The organism is Ureibacillus suwonensis, from assembly GCF_042655065.1.
GTDB classification, from domain to species: domain Bacteria; phylum Bacillota; class Bacilli; order Bacillales_A; family Planococcaceae; genus Ureibacillus; species Ureibacillus suwonensis.
Genome location: NZ_JBHSNQ010000010.1, coordinates 1 through 17005, shown reverse-complemented (window position 1 = coordinate 17005; position 17005 = coordinate 1). Strand labels below are relative to the sequence as shown.

Sequence of the window (17005 nt, the reverse complement as noted above, 5' to 3'; positions counted from 1 at the left end):
AGCCCTTATCTTGCTCGGATAACGCCCTCTCTTGCTCGGATAATCCCTCATCTTGCTCGGATAACTCCACCACTTGCTCGGATGATGCCCTCACTTGCTCGGATGGCTGCTCCACTTGCTCGGATAACTCCTTCTCTTGCTCGGATGACGCCCTCTCTTGCTCGGATACACTCCCAACTTGCTTAGATAGCGCCACTCCTTACGCGGATGAATCCCACACTTATCACTAACCTGCGCGTTTACGAACAACTCGATCAGATAAATCATGGATCCCCAGCTTATATCAAAAAACCCACTGCACAAAAAATGCCCGGCACTTCAAAGTCCAGTGAACTCCAAAGTGCCAAGCATCTCATACCAGCGATTTCATGTAACCCCAGCAAAATCGCTATATCCACATACATCCAGAAAAACCCTCACCATCATCCCTGCTGCACACTTGAAGGCAATTGAAGCAATTCCATCAACTGCGCTTCATCCAGCTCCGTCAGCCAGTTGCTTGCCTGAATCAATTCTTCCGACAAGGAGGACTTCATCTCCAGCATTTGGTCCACTTTCTCCTCAATCGTGCCGATGGTGATAAATTTATGCACCTGCACAAACTGCTTCTGCCCAATGCGGTACGCCCGGTCCGTCGCCTGATTTTCCACAGCCGGATTCCACCAGCGATCCGCATGCAGCACGTGGCTTGCGGCCGTCAAATTCAATCCGGTTCCTCCCGCCTTCAGCGACAACAAGAACACGGGGAATTCCCCAGCTTGAAAGGCCTCCACCAAGGCATCCCGCTGCTCCTTGCGCATGCTGCCGGTCAAAAACGGCACGTCCCAGCCATAAAGTTCAAAGAAGCAATGCTGCAATAATTGGCCCATCCCAATATACTGGGTGAAAATCAAACATTGCTCGCCGCCATCGACAATTTCCTTCGCCAGCTCCACAATCCGCTTCAACTTCACCGAACGGGAAAGCATCCTTTCTGCATCCCCAAACGGCTCCTTCAAATACAGCGCCGGATGATTGCACAATTGCTTCAACTTGCTCAGCATCTGCAAAATCCGTCCTTTGCGCTCAAAAGGGGACAGCTTCTCCAAATCCGCCAAACTGTCCTGGATATATCCCTCATACAGCGCGGCCTGTTCTTCCGTCAACGGGCAGAACTCCTTCGTTTCCTGCTTATCTGGCAAATTCAGCATCAAATCCGGATCATTTTTCGTTCGCCGCAGCAAGAACGGCCGGATTTTAGCCCGCAGCAGCTGCTTGTGCCGTTCCGAATCATCCCGTTCAATCGGCACAATGAATTCCTCTTGGAACTTCTTGTAACTTCCCAAATAGCCCCGGTGGATAAAATCAAAAATCGCCCACAGTTCCGCCAACCGGTTCTCAATCGGCGTGCCCGTCAACGCAATATGATGGTCGCCTTGCAAACGGCGGATGGCTTTCGATTGCTGGGTCTGCATATTTTTAATATTTTGCGCTTCATCCAGCGTCACCACCGCCCAATCGACGGCCTCCAAAAACGCCACATCCTGCGAAATCGTGCCATAGGTGGACAACACCACTTGCGGCGCTTCCGTTACCAAAAACTGATGAAAGGCTTCATCCTTCAAACGCCCTGAAGCATAATGGGTGTGCACCTTCAAAGATGGGGCAAAGCGTTCCAATTCCTTCTGCCAGTTCCCCAAAACGGAAGTCGGGCAAACGATGAGCGACGGTTTCTTCTCTTGCCAAAACTCATATACATACAGCAAATAACTGATCAACTGTACCGTTTTCCCAAGCCCCATATCATCGGCCAAAATGGCGCCAAACTGCTGCGTGCGCATAAACGCAAGCCACTCATAGCCCTGTTGCTGATAAGGCCGCAATGTCGCCTTCAAAGACGTTGGCACTTTCACAGGAGGCAGCCCTTGCTTTTCCTGCAGTTGATTCACATACGCCTGCAACGAACGCTGCATTTCAAAGGCAAAGAGCGGGTCGTCCCGGTCTTCATCCTCTTCATCCCATTCCGGATTCAACAGCTCCTCTGGCATCTCGCGGAACACCAATTCCTTCACGGTCCAGTTTTCTTTTTCCGCCTTGTCCATCAACGCCCGCACTTTCGCCATCCAATCGCTGTCCAAGCGGAACCATTCATCGCCGATCCGCACAAACTCCCGTTTTTCCTCCACGATTTTACGGAACTCTTCGGGACTGATTTTTTCGCCGCCGATGGAAAGCTCCCAGCGGAAGGATAAAATGTCATCCAGCCCGGCCATGGACTTTTTCGGAACGTTTTGCGCACTGACGCGGACCCGCATTTTCGTCCTTTTCAATTCTTTCAGCCAGGCAGGAAGAATCACTTCAAACCCAAGGGCTGTCAACTTGGCAAAGCCGTTCCGGATTAGGGCGCGCACCTCGGCATCGCCCAACGGAATATACAAAAACGACTCATCCGAAACCACGTCCAATCCAAGCAGCTGCACCATTTGCTTCTGCGTTCGCGCGATTTCATCCGCAAAGTCTTTCCATTTATCAGGAAGCGCCTCCCGGATTGGGAGATGCCGCTTCCTTGCAGCAGGCGTCCAATGTTTGGCGGATGCCGAAGATAAAATCACCGTTTCCAGCACCCAGTCATCCGAAGAATCTTCAGGTTCATTCAAACGGAGGGCGACTGTCAAATGGCCGATGGAACGGTCCTGCTGAAGCGGCCAACCGCCTTCTTTGAAGAAAGGCAGCAAGGAAGGCACATCGGAAAGGGGCAAGCCGTTTTGCCCCAATTTTTGATAAAGGGCGGTTGTCAGCAGCTCCTTCCGCAAGGGGTCGCCTTCCAAATGCACTAAAAGAGACGGCCCCGTTTCATACTCGGACACTTCCGCCACATCCCATAAGGAAGGGCTGTTCCACAATGGCTGTACGGCATATAGATTTTCAAGCAACATCGCATCCTCAGCCCTTGCCCCTTCAAACTTTGCAAAAGGATGCTTCCACTCGGGGGACAAAGCTTCCATCAATTCGACCGCCGAAACGATCAGCGCATCCCCGTCCATCTCGGCATGCAATCCGTAAAAATTCGGTTCATACCGGAAAAAGAAAACCGATGCGAACTTTTCGGCGGTAATGGTCTTTCCGTTTTCAAAAGCCCGGACGGCATACAATCCCTGTTTCAACGGCTCGAAGGTCAATTGATAAACATTGGCAAAAGGATTGACGTTCAACGCATGTTTAACTTGCAACTCTTTCATAGAAATTTCCTTTCTCCAGCTCGGCATTCCAAAGTCTCATCCTGATAATTTCTTTTCTCCAATTCNTCCCGAAAATATTCTATCTCCACCCCGGCATCCCGGTGCTTCATCCGAATATTTCCTTCACCCTGGCATCCCGGTGCTTCATCCCGAAAATATTCTTTCTCCAACTTGGCATCCGAGTGCTTCATCCCGAAAATATTCTATCTCCACCCCGGCATCCCGGTGCTTCATCCGAATATTTCCTTCACCCTGGCATTCCGGTGCTTCATCCGAATATTTCCTCCAACCCGGCATCCGGTGTCTCATCCGAATAATTTCCTAACCCGGCATCCGGTGTCTCATTCCAATAATATTCTTTCTCCAACACGGTATCCCGGCGCCTCATTCCGATAATATCCTTTCTTCAACCCGGCATTCCGGTGCCTTATCCAAATATTTCCTCCACTCGGCGTCCCGGTGCTTCATCCGAATAATTTCCTTTCTCGAACTCAGCATCCCAAATAGTCTCATCCCAATAATTTCCCTTTCTCCAATTCTTCCTGCAAAGCCCGCAGCCGTTTGTATTGATCGCGGACGGAAGCGATATAGTCTTCCCAAAAATTCATTTTGCCCGCTTTTTTCGCCGCGGCTTTCATCTTCTTCCAAATCCGGACCGCCTGCTTGTAATTGTAACGGGACTTTTCCTTGATTTCCCCCATGGCGTAAAAATGGTAGAGGGGAAGGACAAGGGCGGGGGCTTCCTCCGCAACTTGCTTCAACCCGTTGTACTCCAAATGCTCGATGGAGGAAGGATACATTTGCTGCAACGCCACCCATTCCCCGTAACGCTTATGCTTCAACAAATATTGGGAATATTGATGAATCCCGTCTTTCCCAAAGGAAGAATATAATAAAATTTCCTCATCTTCCGATAAATCGATATGCTCATATAATGAATAAATCGAAGAAACGACGGACGAACGATACACATTCTTCACCCTTTGGATGAACGCTTCCAAATGGGGAAGGATGGCCCGCAAAATAAGTTCTGCCGCCCGTCCGTTCTGCTTGGCGTAAGCGAATTTCACAAGCCCCAAATGGATGTCCACATGTTCAGGATTGATATGTTGGATATTTTCTTCGATTGCGGAATCATTTTTCAAAATAATATAGAACACATTGAGCACTTCCGGAACAGGCATTTCCCGCTGTTCCTGCAAATACACCAGTTCTTCCAAAGCGCGCCGTTTTTCCGTAAACACTTCATCCCAAAACAGCAGATACAGGTTCATTTTCCGGTTGATGAAGCCTTCCTGTTCAAACAGCAATTCCCGGAGGAGGAACTGCATTTGATCAAAAAACAGATCCGTTGCAAAAAGGCGGGATGTTCCGGGGATTTCATGGACGATGTTTTGGATGGATTGGAATCTTTTATGAAAAAAGTTTTCCAGCAAATGTTCATCCATAGAGCGGCTTTTCGTGAATCGAAGGGACAATCGATTCACAACGGCCAGTTCCATAAATAACTTGTAAATCGGTTGCCATTCCCGTTCGAACGGCATTTGTTTATTCAATTTTTCCAGTGCATTCTCCGCGATGTTGGTGTACATGAAGGCGGGAATTTCTTCATCCCCGTGAAAATAGTGGCTGAGCACTTCATCGACCATTTTCAGCCAGCTTTCAGGGGTGCGGATATTCGCGAGGGCTTGCAAATCCACGGTTTTTTTCGAACGCCAGCTGCTCACCCATTCTTGCACGGAATCAATATATTGATATAACGACAGCAACACGCTCACCTGATGCCGGCACCAACCTTCCTGCGGGCATGAGCAGGAAATTGTGTTGCCTCGGAAATCGATAATCACTTCCGCCGCCCGCACATCCCGGACCGTCGTCGTCAAAATGGAGAAGACGGATATATAGCGATGGAAAACCACCGCCTGATTCCGGACGGCAAAAAGCGCCCGCCGAACGATCTCCTCATCTTCCGTGACGGAAGGATGAAGCTCCCTCGCAATGATCTGCAATTTTTCACAGATAAATGCTTCTTGCTCTTTGGCCACATTTGCAACTGATAACACCATTCCATTCGCTCCTAAAAAAGTCTTTCTTTCCATTATACCGCGGCAATCCATCTTTGATAAGGGAAATCCTTTGAACTTGCGCGGAACAGATTTAAAAAAACAGATTAAAATGTTATGAATTTTTCGAAAAAAAGTATAAAATAATAAAAAATAGTATTAATATTAGATGAAATAAGAAGCCAACCCTCTTTGGTGATTCCATTTATTTCCTAAAAATGAATTTTTATCAACCAATGGAGTTCTTTCAAACATGAAATTTGGGGAATATAAGGTAAAGGAAATTCGTATGATAGATTACAACCATTTTTACATGGCAGTTTCGTGAAAATTCATCTCTTTCAGGCATAAGTTGTTTGTCGGGCACATAGAATGGAAGTTTGTTCTTTTGACAATATAAATTCATGTGGTTTCCAAAAAATTCAAGTTCATTATTGATTAAACACCGGCTTTTTTGGAAAAACCTAAGGAAGTTTCAAATTCGGGGAAAAGGGAAATTTTGATGTAAGCTTTCGGTCAAAGGAAATGAGTGAAATAGGAGGGATATCGATGATCCAAGTCCAATATATGAAACCGTTTTATTCCAAAGTCTCGGGCGAAACGTTGCGTTTAGTGTTTGCGTATCAATATTTTTCCATCATGAAGGACAATGAAGTGTATCATTTTGTGCCGATTGAAGGGAAGGAAATTATCGTAAACTTAAAAACGATGCAAATCGAAAACCTCTCTGAAATTTTTGTTTTCCAGCGCGGAAACCGGTTTCTCCGCCTGCCGCTTTATCAGCTGCTGTTGATTTCCAACATCCACGAACATCTGGCACCGATTTTGGAGGAAGCGTCCAATAAGTCGGAAAGCATCCATCTCGTTCCTCATGAGGAAAATTCGGAAATCGCGGACCTCATTCGTGCATTGGAAAGCCAAAATTTAGATCGCCTCATCGACGAAGCCCTCTCCAATCGCGACGAACAACTTTTCTACGAATTGGTCGAAAAGAAGAAAAAAATGGAATAAGGTGCCGGGTACTTGATGTGCCTGGCACTCTTACGAAATTAACAAATAGATGATTCCCACTGCAATCCCGGATCCAATGATTCCAAACACCACGTCTTCCAACGAAAATGCCTTCACATGTTTCATTCCGACTCCTCCTTATTCTTCTTATGGAACCATTATTTCCTAATCTTCAAACGATTAAACCTAATCTCAATCAATCTATTCATTGAAAAAGATAAATATTCGGAATTTTGAGGGGATTCTTTTTAAAGGAATTGCCGATATATTGAATTTTTCTGAAATCCGCCGATATGTAGAGAAAAGAGGTTTTTAATAGAAAGTTTTGAAGGATTTCTGTCGGTGGCACTTTATCCAAAAAAGAAAAGGAGGGGGAAGATGTTCGGGCAATGGTGGGCAACAGGAATGATGATTATCAATAATCTTAATCAAAACTGGATGATGGCCAATAAAGCGCTTCTGAGAATTTCATCCGGCTACCGCATCAACAGCGCGGCGGATGATGCGGCAGGCCTGGCCATTTCCGAAAAAATGCGCGCCCAAATTCGCGGGCTTCAAATGGCGGGCAAAAACATTCAGGACGGGATTTCCCTCGTTCAAACGGCGGAAGGGGCACTCAATGAAACCCATGCCATCATCCAGCGTATGCGGGAGCTGGCCATCCAGGCGGCAAGCGACACGCTGACGGACGATGATCGCAAATTGATCGATATTGAGTTCCAACAATTGAAAGAGGAAATGACGAGGATTGCCAAGCAAACCGAATTCAACACACGCCCCCTCTTGAACGGCGATTATGAATCCAATCCGTTGAAAATCCAGGTGGGCGCGAATGCCGGTCAATATATGGAAATCTATATCGGCGGTGTGGACAGCAATCGCCTTGGAATCGGCGGTTTGGACATTGCGACACGGGACAACGCCGATGCAGCGATTGGCGCGCTGGATCAGGCATTAAAGCAAGTTTCCGGTGAACGTGCCCGCCTCGGCGCGTACCAAAACCGGTTGGAACATGCGTACAATAATGTGCTGAATACGGCGGAAAACTTGACGGCCGCCGAATCCCGCATTCGGGATGCAGACATTGCCAAAGAAATGATGAACTACACGAAAGCAAGCATTTTGGCCATGGCTGCCCAGCACGTCCTCGCCCTTCATATGCAGCAGGCCCAATCGATCTTGATGTTGCTGAATGGCGGGAAGAAGTAGTGGATGGTTTCGTTTATGGGGAGTGGGGGATGTGGTTGATTCCCTAAATTCCTCCCTCAAGGCCGATGCCATTCTGGGAAAACTGGAGTAGATCCATTTGCTTTGAATGCCGAGGAAATGCGGGGGTTGGTGCTATTTACGTGTGATTGAAGCGTCCCCCTCAGCGAATGGATGTCTGCTGCTGATCAAGGCGGCAAGAGGTTCACTTGGCGATTGCATATGCCTGATACTCTTGGAAGTGCCAGGCATTTTTTATGTCAACTTAATCCTCCAAATTTTATCTTTCACCCAAAAAAACCGTCCAAAAATTAATTTTCTGGAAATCACTTCCTAGAACCCCTCATTTCTGCTAATTTATAAGAAAGAACGGTTCAACTGCATGAGGGGGTGGAATTTTGCTGATAAAACCATTCCAAACCAGCACTTACAAAATCGCCCTGGAATCCCTACGCAAACGCCTAAGCCCTCGCCACGAAAAAATCCTGAAAATCGAAGAAGAACTCTCTTTGCAAGAAGCCGGAGAAAACGGCGAAAAACATGTATTGACCATCCTGACAGAAAACCAGCTGCCAAAGAACACCTTTATCCTCCATAACGTCACAATTGACTCCATCATCAACATCCAAATTGACATTATGCTGATTTCACCGGGCTGGTGCCTTATCCTGGAAGTCAAAAACCTCAATGGTGAACTGACATTTATGAACAACCCGCCACAATTGATTTGTGTAAAAGAAGACCGGAAATTGATCTACCGCAGCCCGGAAGCCCAAATCGACCAATACCTCTTCGGCCTCACCCGATTTTTTGAGCAACATCAACTGAAAATGCCCATGTATGGAGCCATCGTATTGCCTTATGCCAACGCCATCATAGACAAGCCTCCATCCAAATATCCGCTGCTCATGGGAAGGGGCATCATCAACCACATTTGGACACTGCCAAAAAAAGACATCATCCCATCCAAACAAGTGGCGGAACTCATGATCCGGCATACGAAAGAACCATCCTGGAACCATTTTCCTCTTACCGAGCACTACAACATTGATCCAAAGGACATCCTGCGCGGCGTCGAATGCCCGAACTGCGGCGCCATCCCCATGAAACGCCTGAAGCGGACATGGCTTTGCGAAAAATGCAACAAAATGGATATGCACGCCCATGTAAAAGCGTTGAGGGAGTATTACATGTTGATTGATAAGACGATTTCTACTAAAGAAGCCATGGATTTTTTAATATTAAGAAACCGCTTTGAAGCAACGAGAATATTGAAAGCTAACAGCAAAGAACGTACCGGGAATACAAGAAATAGTAGATATGATTTGGCATTGGAATAAATCAGGATGATGCGCAAGAAGAAGTAAGATAAAGAGCGTGCTTGATTGGTGCGCTCTTTTATATTTATTAAGGGATTATTTCAAAAAATGGATGCTGCTACAAAGGGAGTGGAAACTACATCATTGGAAGCGCTAAAAGGGAAAAAAACAGTATCTGCATCTGGAAAAGGCAAATGAACTAAAGGGAATGCTATTCGCACTAAAGAGGATGCCAATCGCACCAAAGGGATGGCCATCCGCACCAAAAGAGGGAGTAACCGCACCAAAGGGTTGGCCATCCGCACCAAAATAGGGAGTAACCGCACCAAAGGGTTGGCCATCCGCACCAAAAGGGGGAGTAACCGCACCAAAGGGTTGGTCATCCGCACCAAAAGGGGGAGTAACCGCACCAAAGGGTTGGCCATCCGCACCAAAAGGAGGAGTAACCGCACCAAAGGGATGGCCATCCGCACCAAAAGGAGGAGTAACCGCACCAAAGGGTTGGCCATCCGCACCAAAAGGAGGAGTAACCGCACCAAAGGGTTGGCCAATCGCACCAAAAGGGGGAGTAACCGCACCAAAGGGTTGGCCATCCGCACCAAAAGGGGGAGTAACCGCACCAAAGGGTTGGCCATCCGCACCAAAAGGAGGAGTAACCGCACCAAATGGTTGGCCATCCGCACCAAAAGGAGGAGTAACCGCACCAAAGGGTTGGCCAATCGCACCAAAAGGGGGAGTAACCGCACCAAAGGGTTGGCCATCCGCACCAAAAGGGGGAGTAACCGCACCAAAGGGTTGGCCATCCGCACCAAAAGGGGGAGTAACCGCACCAAAGGGTTGGCCAACCGCACCAAAAGGGGGAGTAACCGCACCAAAGGGTTGGCCATCCGCACCAAAAGGAGGAGTAACCGCACCAAAGGGTTGGCTATCCGCACCAAAAGAGGGAGTAACCGCACCAAAGGGTTGGCTATCCGCACCAAAAGGAGGAGTAACCGCACCAAAGGGTTGGCCAACCGCACCAAAAGGGGGAGTAACCGCACCAAAGGGTTGGCCAACCGCACCAAAAGGGGGAGTAACCGCACCAAAGGGTTGGCCATCCGCACCAAAAGGAGGAGTAACCGCACCAAAGGGTTGGCCAACCGCACCAAAAGGAGGAGTAACCGCACCAAAGGGTTGGCCAACCGCACCAAAAGGAGGAGTAACCGCACCAAAGGGTTGGCCAACCGCACCAAAAGGAGGAGTAACCGCACCAAAGGGTTGGCCAACCGCACCAAAAGGAGGAGTAACCGCACCAAAGGGTTGGCCAACCGCACCAAAAGGAGGAGTAACCGCACCAAAGGGTTGGCCAACCGCACCAAAAGGAGGAGTAACCGCACCAAAGGGTTGGCCATCCGCACCAAAAGGGGGAGTAACCGCACCAAAGGGTTGGCCATCCGCACCAAAAGGAGGAGTAACCGCACCAAAGGGTTGGCCATCCGCACCAAAAGGAGGAGTAACCGCACCAAAGGGTTGGCCATCCGCACCAAAAGGAGGAGTAACCGCACCAAAGGGTTGGCCAACCGCACCAAAGGGTTGGCCATCCGCACCAAAAGGAGGAGTAACCGCACCAAAGGGCTGGCCATCCGCACCAAAAGGGGGAGTAACCGCACCAAAGGGTTGGCCAATCGCACCAAAAGGGGGAGTAACCGCACCAAAGGGTTGGCCATCCGCACCAAAAGGAGGAGTAACCGCACCAAAGGGTTGGCCATCCGCACCAAAAGGGGGAGTATCCGCACCAAAAGAAGAAGTATCTGCACTAAAAGACCTCTCCGCACCAAATAATACCCCTCCCCTAGCAAAAAACGGTAGATAATGTGAAAATAATTCACAGTTTCCCGTGAAAGTTGTATACTAAAACTCGTATGATTAAATTCAACACAATACAAACCGACGAATAAAACATTCTAAATCAATACACCCTAAAACAAACGGGTCGTGGAGTGCATAGGATTTGAAGTTCCCTCAATAAAGCGCGGAACACAAAGTGGAGCCGACAATCCTGGGCTCCTTCACAACACCATCAAGAACCATAACCAAATCTCAGCACTGTCAACACTCCATCCACCCGTTTCGGAACATTGAAAGGAAGTAACGATTAACATGACAAAAACAATGTGTGTGATCGGACTAGGTTACATCGGATTACCAACAGCGGTCACTTTTGCAAACCATGGAGTCAAAGTTCATGGAGTAGACGTCAACCCGAATGCCGTTCGAAGCATTCAAGAAAAAAAATTACATATTGAAGAACCAGGCTTGCAAGAACGGCTCAACAAAGCGGTGGATGAAGGATATTTGACTGCTTCCACAACACCGCAAGAAGCGGATGTATTTATCATCTCCGTACCATCACCAATCAATCCGGACAAAACAGCCAACCTTGAATACGTGCGGGAAGCCACAAAATCCATCGTGCCTTACGTAAGAAAAGGCAACTTGGTCATTCTGGAATCCACAGTGCCGCCAAAAACAGTGGAACGCGTGATGATTCCTGAACTGATAAAAACAGGATTGGATATCGGAACAGAACTCTTTGTTGCCCACTCACCAGAACGGGTAATTCCGGGACGCATCTTTGAAGAATTGATCAACAACGGCCGCATCATCGGCGGGATCAATAAAAAATCTGCGGAAATGACAAAAGAACTTTACGAACTCTTTGTGAAAGGCCCTATCCATTTAACGGATGCCACAACAGCGGAACTTGTGAAAGTCATGGAAAATACATACCGTGATGTCAACATTGCGTTCGCCAACGAATTGGCCAAATTGGCTGAAGAATGGGATGTCAACATTTGGGAAGCGATCCACTATGCGAACTTCCATCCTCGCGTGAACATCCACTTCCCAGGACCAGGTGTGGGCGGACACTGCATCGCCGTTGACCCATGGTTCTTAGTGGAACTTGGCGGAGAAAAAGCGCAAATGATCCACCTTGCGCGCAAAATCAATGATGGCATGCCGTTGTTCACAGCCCAAAAAACGCAAAAAATCTTGAATGAAAATAAAATCGCGGGCGGCAAAGTGGCAGTGCTTGGCCTTGCTTTCAAAGGAAATGTGGACGACATGCGCGAAAGTCCATCATTGGAAGTGATCCACGAACTTCAACAACTTGGCTTGGAAGTCGTTTCCTTCGACCCGCATATTAAAGAAAATAAACACCCAACCCAAACACAAAGCTTGGAGGAAGCCGTAAACGGTGCGGACATTCTGCTTGTGTTGACGGACCATAAAGAATTCAAAGAATACAACCCATTAACGATCACGCCAAAACACAAAATCGTGCTTGATACGAAAAACTGCTTGGATCGCGAAAAATGGAAAGAAGCCGGATTCCAATGCCATCTTCTCGGCGATTCAAAAAATAAATAAGAAGAATATACGGCAGGGTAGAAGCTCTGCCGTTTTTCTTTTGGTGCAGAGGATGGAACGGGGCTCCCGCGGATGAAGTCTCCCGCGTATAAAGGCAATAACCCCCGCCTCAAAATGCATATCCTTCCACCCACGTGCCAAAAATAAGGTGTAACACCCGTAAACGCCATGTCACCAATTTTTAACTTTCAAATTCTGTACATTCTCATTTTTTTTGGTATGATGATAAACGGAAAAAAACAATCGAAATGGATGAATGGAAATGAAAGAAACAGTTTTAGGCATACAAGTCAACACAGAAACCTACGACGAACTGATCGAGCAGATTTTTGACCGCATCGAGAAAAAAGAAAAATCACTCATTGTCGCCATCAACCCGGAAAAAATCATGAAAGCGAAAGACGATCCGGCTCTCAAAAAACTATTGAACGAAGCTGAATTCCAAATTCCTGATGGCATTGGTGTCATCCTGGCTTCCAAACTTCAAAAAGGGAACATCATCGAAAGGGTTACGGGCATCGACATGATGATGCGCATTTGTGAAGAAGCGGCGAAAAAACAAAAACGGATTTTCTTATATGGAGGAAAACCGGGAGTTGCCGCATCCGCTGCGGAAAAACTGAAAGAACTTTACCCTGGCATCCAAATCGCCGGCATCCAGCACGGTTACGAAAAAGACAATGCAAAAGTCGTAGCCAACATCAATGAAGCCAAACCGGATATCCTCTTTGTCGCAATGGGCAGCCCAAAACAGGAAAACTGGATCAATGCCAACCGCGACCAATTATACCCAATCATCTATCAAGGGGTGGGAGGATCCTTCGACGTGCTCGCAGGAAATGTCAAACGGGCGCCGGAATTTTTCCAAAAAATAGGGCTTGAATGGTTTTACCGGTTGATGCTGGAGCCAAAAAGAATCAAGAGACAAATGGCATTGCCTAAATTTTTAATCGAAGTCATCCGCAGCAAAAAAGCGAATTAGCAACATTTCCCTCAACTCCACAAAATTATGCAATAGAAAATTATTTTGTAATCTTTGTAATAATTTATTGTGTATTTACACTGATGGTGTTAGACTGAAGTAAGTAGTAAGATTTCCTCTACAAAATAGATGGAAAAATTTTCCCTGCAAGAAAAAATGGTTGGTAGCCCTGGAAAGAGGCCTCAGCAATTCACTGCTGGGGCCTTTTTCCTGCTCACCAACCCTTCCTTATAATAGGAAGAAAATCCAAACGGTGCCACAAGATGCTTCCGTTGGAATAAATTTTATCCATCCGATCGCGCCAACTCCTACCCAAATAAATCCCAACCCCAACAAAAAAATCGGTCATAAATCCAAATAGCCACCAATATACTAGGTGTCGGGTGAATGAAACGGAACATGAATAAACGATTGGAACAAAAGAACCAATCAGCAAAAAATAGCAAATCATCTCCAATGTCATGAAAAAAATGGACCAACATTAGTAAAATGAAAAAATCTAAAAAAAATATAAGAGAATTGCTGATTGAGGTTGTTTTTTACAAATAACTTATGTCATAATATAAGAGATTCTTAGTTATCCTTTTCACGAATTTGTCGATCTTGTAACAGTATTGGAATTGTTTCCAAAAAAAGATTGACAACCCATTCGCAGACTACTAAACTTTTATTTGTAATAGTTTATAGTTCTCATATGTTTTGAGGATAACTAAAAATATTATGTGAAATAAGAGGAGGAAATCTTTCTATGGCTAACCAACCAAAGAACTATAAAAAATTCGTAGCAACAGCTGCTACAGCTACATTGGTTGCAAGCGCAATCGTTCCTGTTGCTTCAGCTGCAAGCTTCTCTGACATCGAAGGCAACACTCATGCAGATGCAATCAAAGCTTTATCAGATGCAGGTATCATCAAAGGTTATGAAGATGGTACATTCAAACCAAACGCTGAAATCAACCGCGGACAAACTGTTAAATTATTAGGCCGTTGGTTAGAAACTAAAGGCTACAAAGTTCCAGAAAACTGGAATACTGTACAACGTTTCAACGATCTTCCAGTAAACGCAGCTGACTCTGAATTAGTAAAATACGCAGCACTAGTTAAAGATGCTGGCGTATTCAACGGTTCTAACGGCAACTTAAACTACAGCCAACCAATGCAACGCCAACAAATGGCACTTGTATTAGTACGTGCCATCAAAACGGTAGAAGGCATTGACTTAATTCAAGATTACAAAGAAGCTGGATTCACATCTAGCATCAAAGACTTGAACAAAGCATTCTCTACTGAAAACGTTGAAGCAATCACTGCTTTAGAATACGCTGGTATTACAGTTGTAGAAAACTTCAACCCAACAAGCGCAATCACTCGCGGTCAATTCGCTTCATTCTTAAACCGTACAATCAACTACGAAGTGCCAGTTAAAGTTGAATCAGTAAGTGCGATTAACGCTACAACTCTTACAGTAACAGGTACAGCCTTAAATAAGTTGACAGCAGAAGATATTACTGTTGAAAATAACACAGTTAAATCTTTCACTGCAAGTGCAGATGGAAAATCAGCAACTGTAGTGTTAAATAATCAATTAATTCCAGATGTAACTACAAAGGTAACTATTAAAGGTACTTCATTTGACGTAACTTACAAAATCGAAGCTACTAAAATTTCTGTAGTAGAAGCTACTTACGATGATGACATTGCTAATCAATTTGTTGCAATTCAAGTTGATGGTAAATCAGTTACTGCTCAGGAATTAATCAATGCTGGATACACGTTAAAATTTGAAGCGTATAAAACAAAAGCTGCTACAAATTCTCTTACTGACGCATTATTCAAAAACGCTGACACAGGTGAATTAAGAACTGATTTAAATGATGTAGATACAGATGGAACACTAGCTGATATTTTAGGTGGAAATCTACCAACTGCAGGTCAAACAGTTTATGTAAAAGTAACCCTTACAAAAGGTTCAGAAGTAATTACATCCGATTTAACACCAATTATTATCAAGAACCTTGATTTAGCAGCTAATTCAATTACAGCGGCTACATTAAAAAACTATGGCATTGATAAAGAAAATGATAATGAATGGCAAAATGACTTCTATCAATCAAGTTCAACACTTGTAACTGGTGAAAAAGCTAAATTTGTAGAAATTAAAGTAAAAGCTGGTTCTGAAGAAGAAAAAGTAACTAGTGGCTATTCTGTAAAATCATCAGATGTTTCAGTAATATCTGTAGATAGCGATGGTGTATTAACTGCTGAAGGTCCTGGTAAGGCAACTATTACAATAAGCTATGGTGAAGTTACTTACACAAAAACATTCACAGTTACAAATGCTGCTCGTAAACCAGCTAGCATTAAAGCAGATAAAACTTCACTAACTTTAACTGAAAATGGTACAGCAACAACTAAAATTAAGCTATTAGACCAATATGGCGATCCAATGCCTATTACTGATAATGTAAAGTTGAAACAATCTGACGAAACTAAGGCGGTTGCATCAATCTCTGAAACAACTGATGAAACCGGGGAAGCAACACTAACATTCACAGGGACTGGTAATGGTAAAGGTACAAATACAGTAACATTCTATGATGCAGCTAATGCTAAAATTGGCACTACAGCAGTAACAGCTACTGTAACAGATAATGATACTTTAGCTAAATACAGTTTAGCTGTTGACTCTGATATCTCCAGTGATGATGTTGATGCTATAAAAACAGCTTTAGGTATAGATGAACTTACTGCATCTGACATTTCTACAGATGCTACGTTAGATATACAGTCAGATAAATATGTTAAAATTGATATCTCAGGTTTAAACTCTGCAGGAGTTAAGGTAAGTGATGAACAAAACGATGCTGAAGATTATACTGTAACAGTTAACCAATCTAAAGCAGATGTACTTGCAGAAATTGGTGACGATGGTGAATATGCATTAGCAGCTGACGGATTTATTGTATTAAAAGCTGGTACAGAAACTGGTACAGCAACAATTACCGTGAAAAATAATGCTAATAATAACATTGTTGCTACATTCAAAGTAACTGTTGAAAGTGTTGGATATAACGTAACGGGTGCGACATTGAAAGATGTACCATCACCTACTTATGCTACAACATTGAATTATGAAGATTTCTTAAGCTACACTGCTGCAGATAAAGATCCAGTTATTTCTGGAATTAAATTAACAAAAGCTTCTGCACACCCAGTTCGTTTAGCTTTAACTGATGGAGCTGGTACTGTTGGTGATTTATACATTGATAAAAATGCAGATGGAGTTTACGATGCTACTGATGTGAAAGTAGGTTATGTTACAATTTCTACATTAGGTACTTTTGCTGATGAGGGCCCATATGATGTAGTAAATGGTGTATCAGTTGCTTCTGGAGATGACGGTACAGTATTATTCAAAGTACTTGATAATAATAGTGCTGTAGTAGCTACTAAATCTGTTAAGGTTGATTTCTAAGAATTAAATCATTTTAGGTGATATTAGAATATTGCCCTAAATGACTGAAAAGCTCTGTGGAGGGAAATCTCTACGGGGCTTTTCTGGTTGTATACAATCCGAATTAAAGGTTCTTTGTCAAATGGTGTTGGTGAATAAATTCTAGTGACATTATTTGGTAATATGTAATCGGATGGCTTAGGGGAAATTCGAGGTAAGCCCGAAATCAAACAACGCCTATAAATCAATGACACCTCCCTGTAAGATGAAAGTAACAATTACAGAGGAGGTGTTCTTTTTTTGACAACGGAAAAACTCAATATCGTGCCTGTAAAATTAGA

At 44.8% G+C, this 17005-nt stretch carries 10 protein-coding genes; 7 read left to right on the top strand and 3 right to left on the bottom strand.

Translation table 11 applies throughout. From position 1 onward, the window contains the following. From ACFPOH_RS01135 to ACFPOH_RS01125, 3 genes are all read right to left on the bottom strand, one after another. A partial coding sequence (locus ACFPOH_RS01135; protein WP_390308625.1) for a hypothetical protein occupies positions 1–196 on the bottom strand: 196 nt, incomplete at its 3' end. 226 nt (positions 197–422) lie between these two features. After that, a complete protein-coding gene (locus ACFPOH_RS01130) occupies positions 423–3218 on the bottom strand; it encodes a DEAD/DEAH box helicase (RefSeq protein ID WP_390308624.1) in 2796 nt (931 codons plus the stop codon). Positions 3219–3727: 509 nt separating this feature from the next. Continuing rightward, complete coding sequence (locus ACFPOH_RS01125; RefSeq protein WP_390308623.1) at positions 3728–5284, bottom strand: SWIM zinc finger family protein; 1557 nt, start codon at positions 5282–5284, stop codon at positions 3728–3730. A gap of 546 nt (positions 5285–5830) precedes the next feature. Here ACFPOH_RS01125 and ACFPOH_RS01120 point away from each other — a divergent pair. The 7 genes from ACFPOH_RS01120 to ACFPOH_RS01090 all read left to right on the top strand — a co-directional run bounded on the left by ACFPOH_RS01120 (position 5831) and on the right by ACFPOH_RS01090 (position 16685). After that, positions 5831–6292, top strand: a complete 462-nt coding sequence (locus tag ACFPOH_RS01120; RefSeq protein ID WP_342470287.1) for an IDEAL domain-containing protein — start codon at positions 5831–5833, stop codon at positions 6290–6292. A gap of 378 nt (positions 6293–6670) precedes the next feature. Then, positions 6671–7501 (top strand): flagellin N-terminal helical domain-containing protein, encoded by an 831-nt coding sequence (locus ACFPOH_RS01115; RefSeq protein ID WP_390308622.1) that lies wholly within the window; start codon positions 6671–6673, stop codon positions 7499–7501. Between the two features lie 395 nt (positions 7502–7896). Then, positions 7897–8838: a nuclease-related domain-containing protein gene (locus ACFPOH_RS01110; protein ID WP_390308621.1), complete on the top strand. Its 942-nt coding sequence runs from the start codon at positions 7897–7899 to the stop codon at positions 8836–8838. Between the two features lie 228 nt (positions 8839–9066). Then, positions 9067–10638, top strand: a complete 1572-nt coding sequence (locus tag ACFPOH_RS01105) for a hypothetical protein (RefSeq protein WP_390308620.1) — start codon at positions 9067–9069, stop codon at positions 10636–10638. Positions 10639–10956: 318 nt separating this feature from the next. Beyond that, the gene (locus ACFPOH_RS01100) at positions 10957–12228 is read left to right on the top strand and encodes a nucleotide sugar dehydrogenase (protein WP_342470282.1); all 1272 of its coding nucleotides are present in this window, start codon (positions 10957–10959) and stop codon (positions 12226–12228) included. Between the two features lie 262 nt (positions 12229–12490). Continuing rightward, positions 12491–13210, top strand: coding sequence for a WecB/TagA/CpsF family glycosyltransferase (locus ACFPOH_RS01095; protein WP_342470281.1), 720 nt, complete (start codon positions 12491–12493; stop codon positions 13208–13210). 748 nt (positions 13211–13958) lie between these two features. Further along, positions 13959–16685 (top strand): S-layer homology domain-containing protein, encoded by a 2727-nt coding sequence (locus ACFPOH_RS01090; protein WP_390308618.1) that lies wholly within the window; start codon positions 13959–13961, stop codon positions 16683–16685. Positions 16686–17005: the final 320 nt, after the last annotated feature.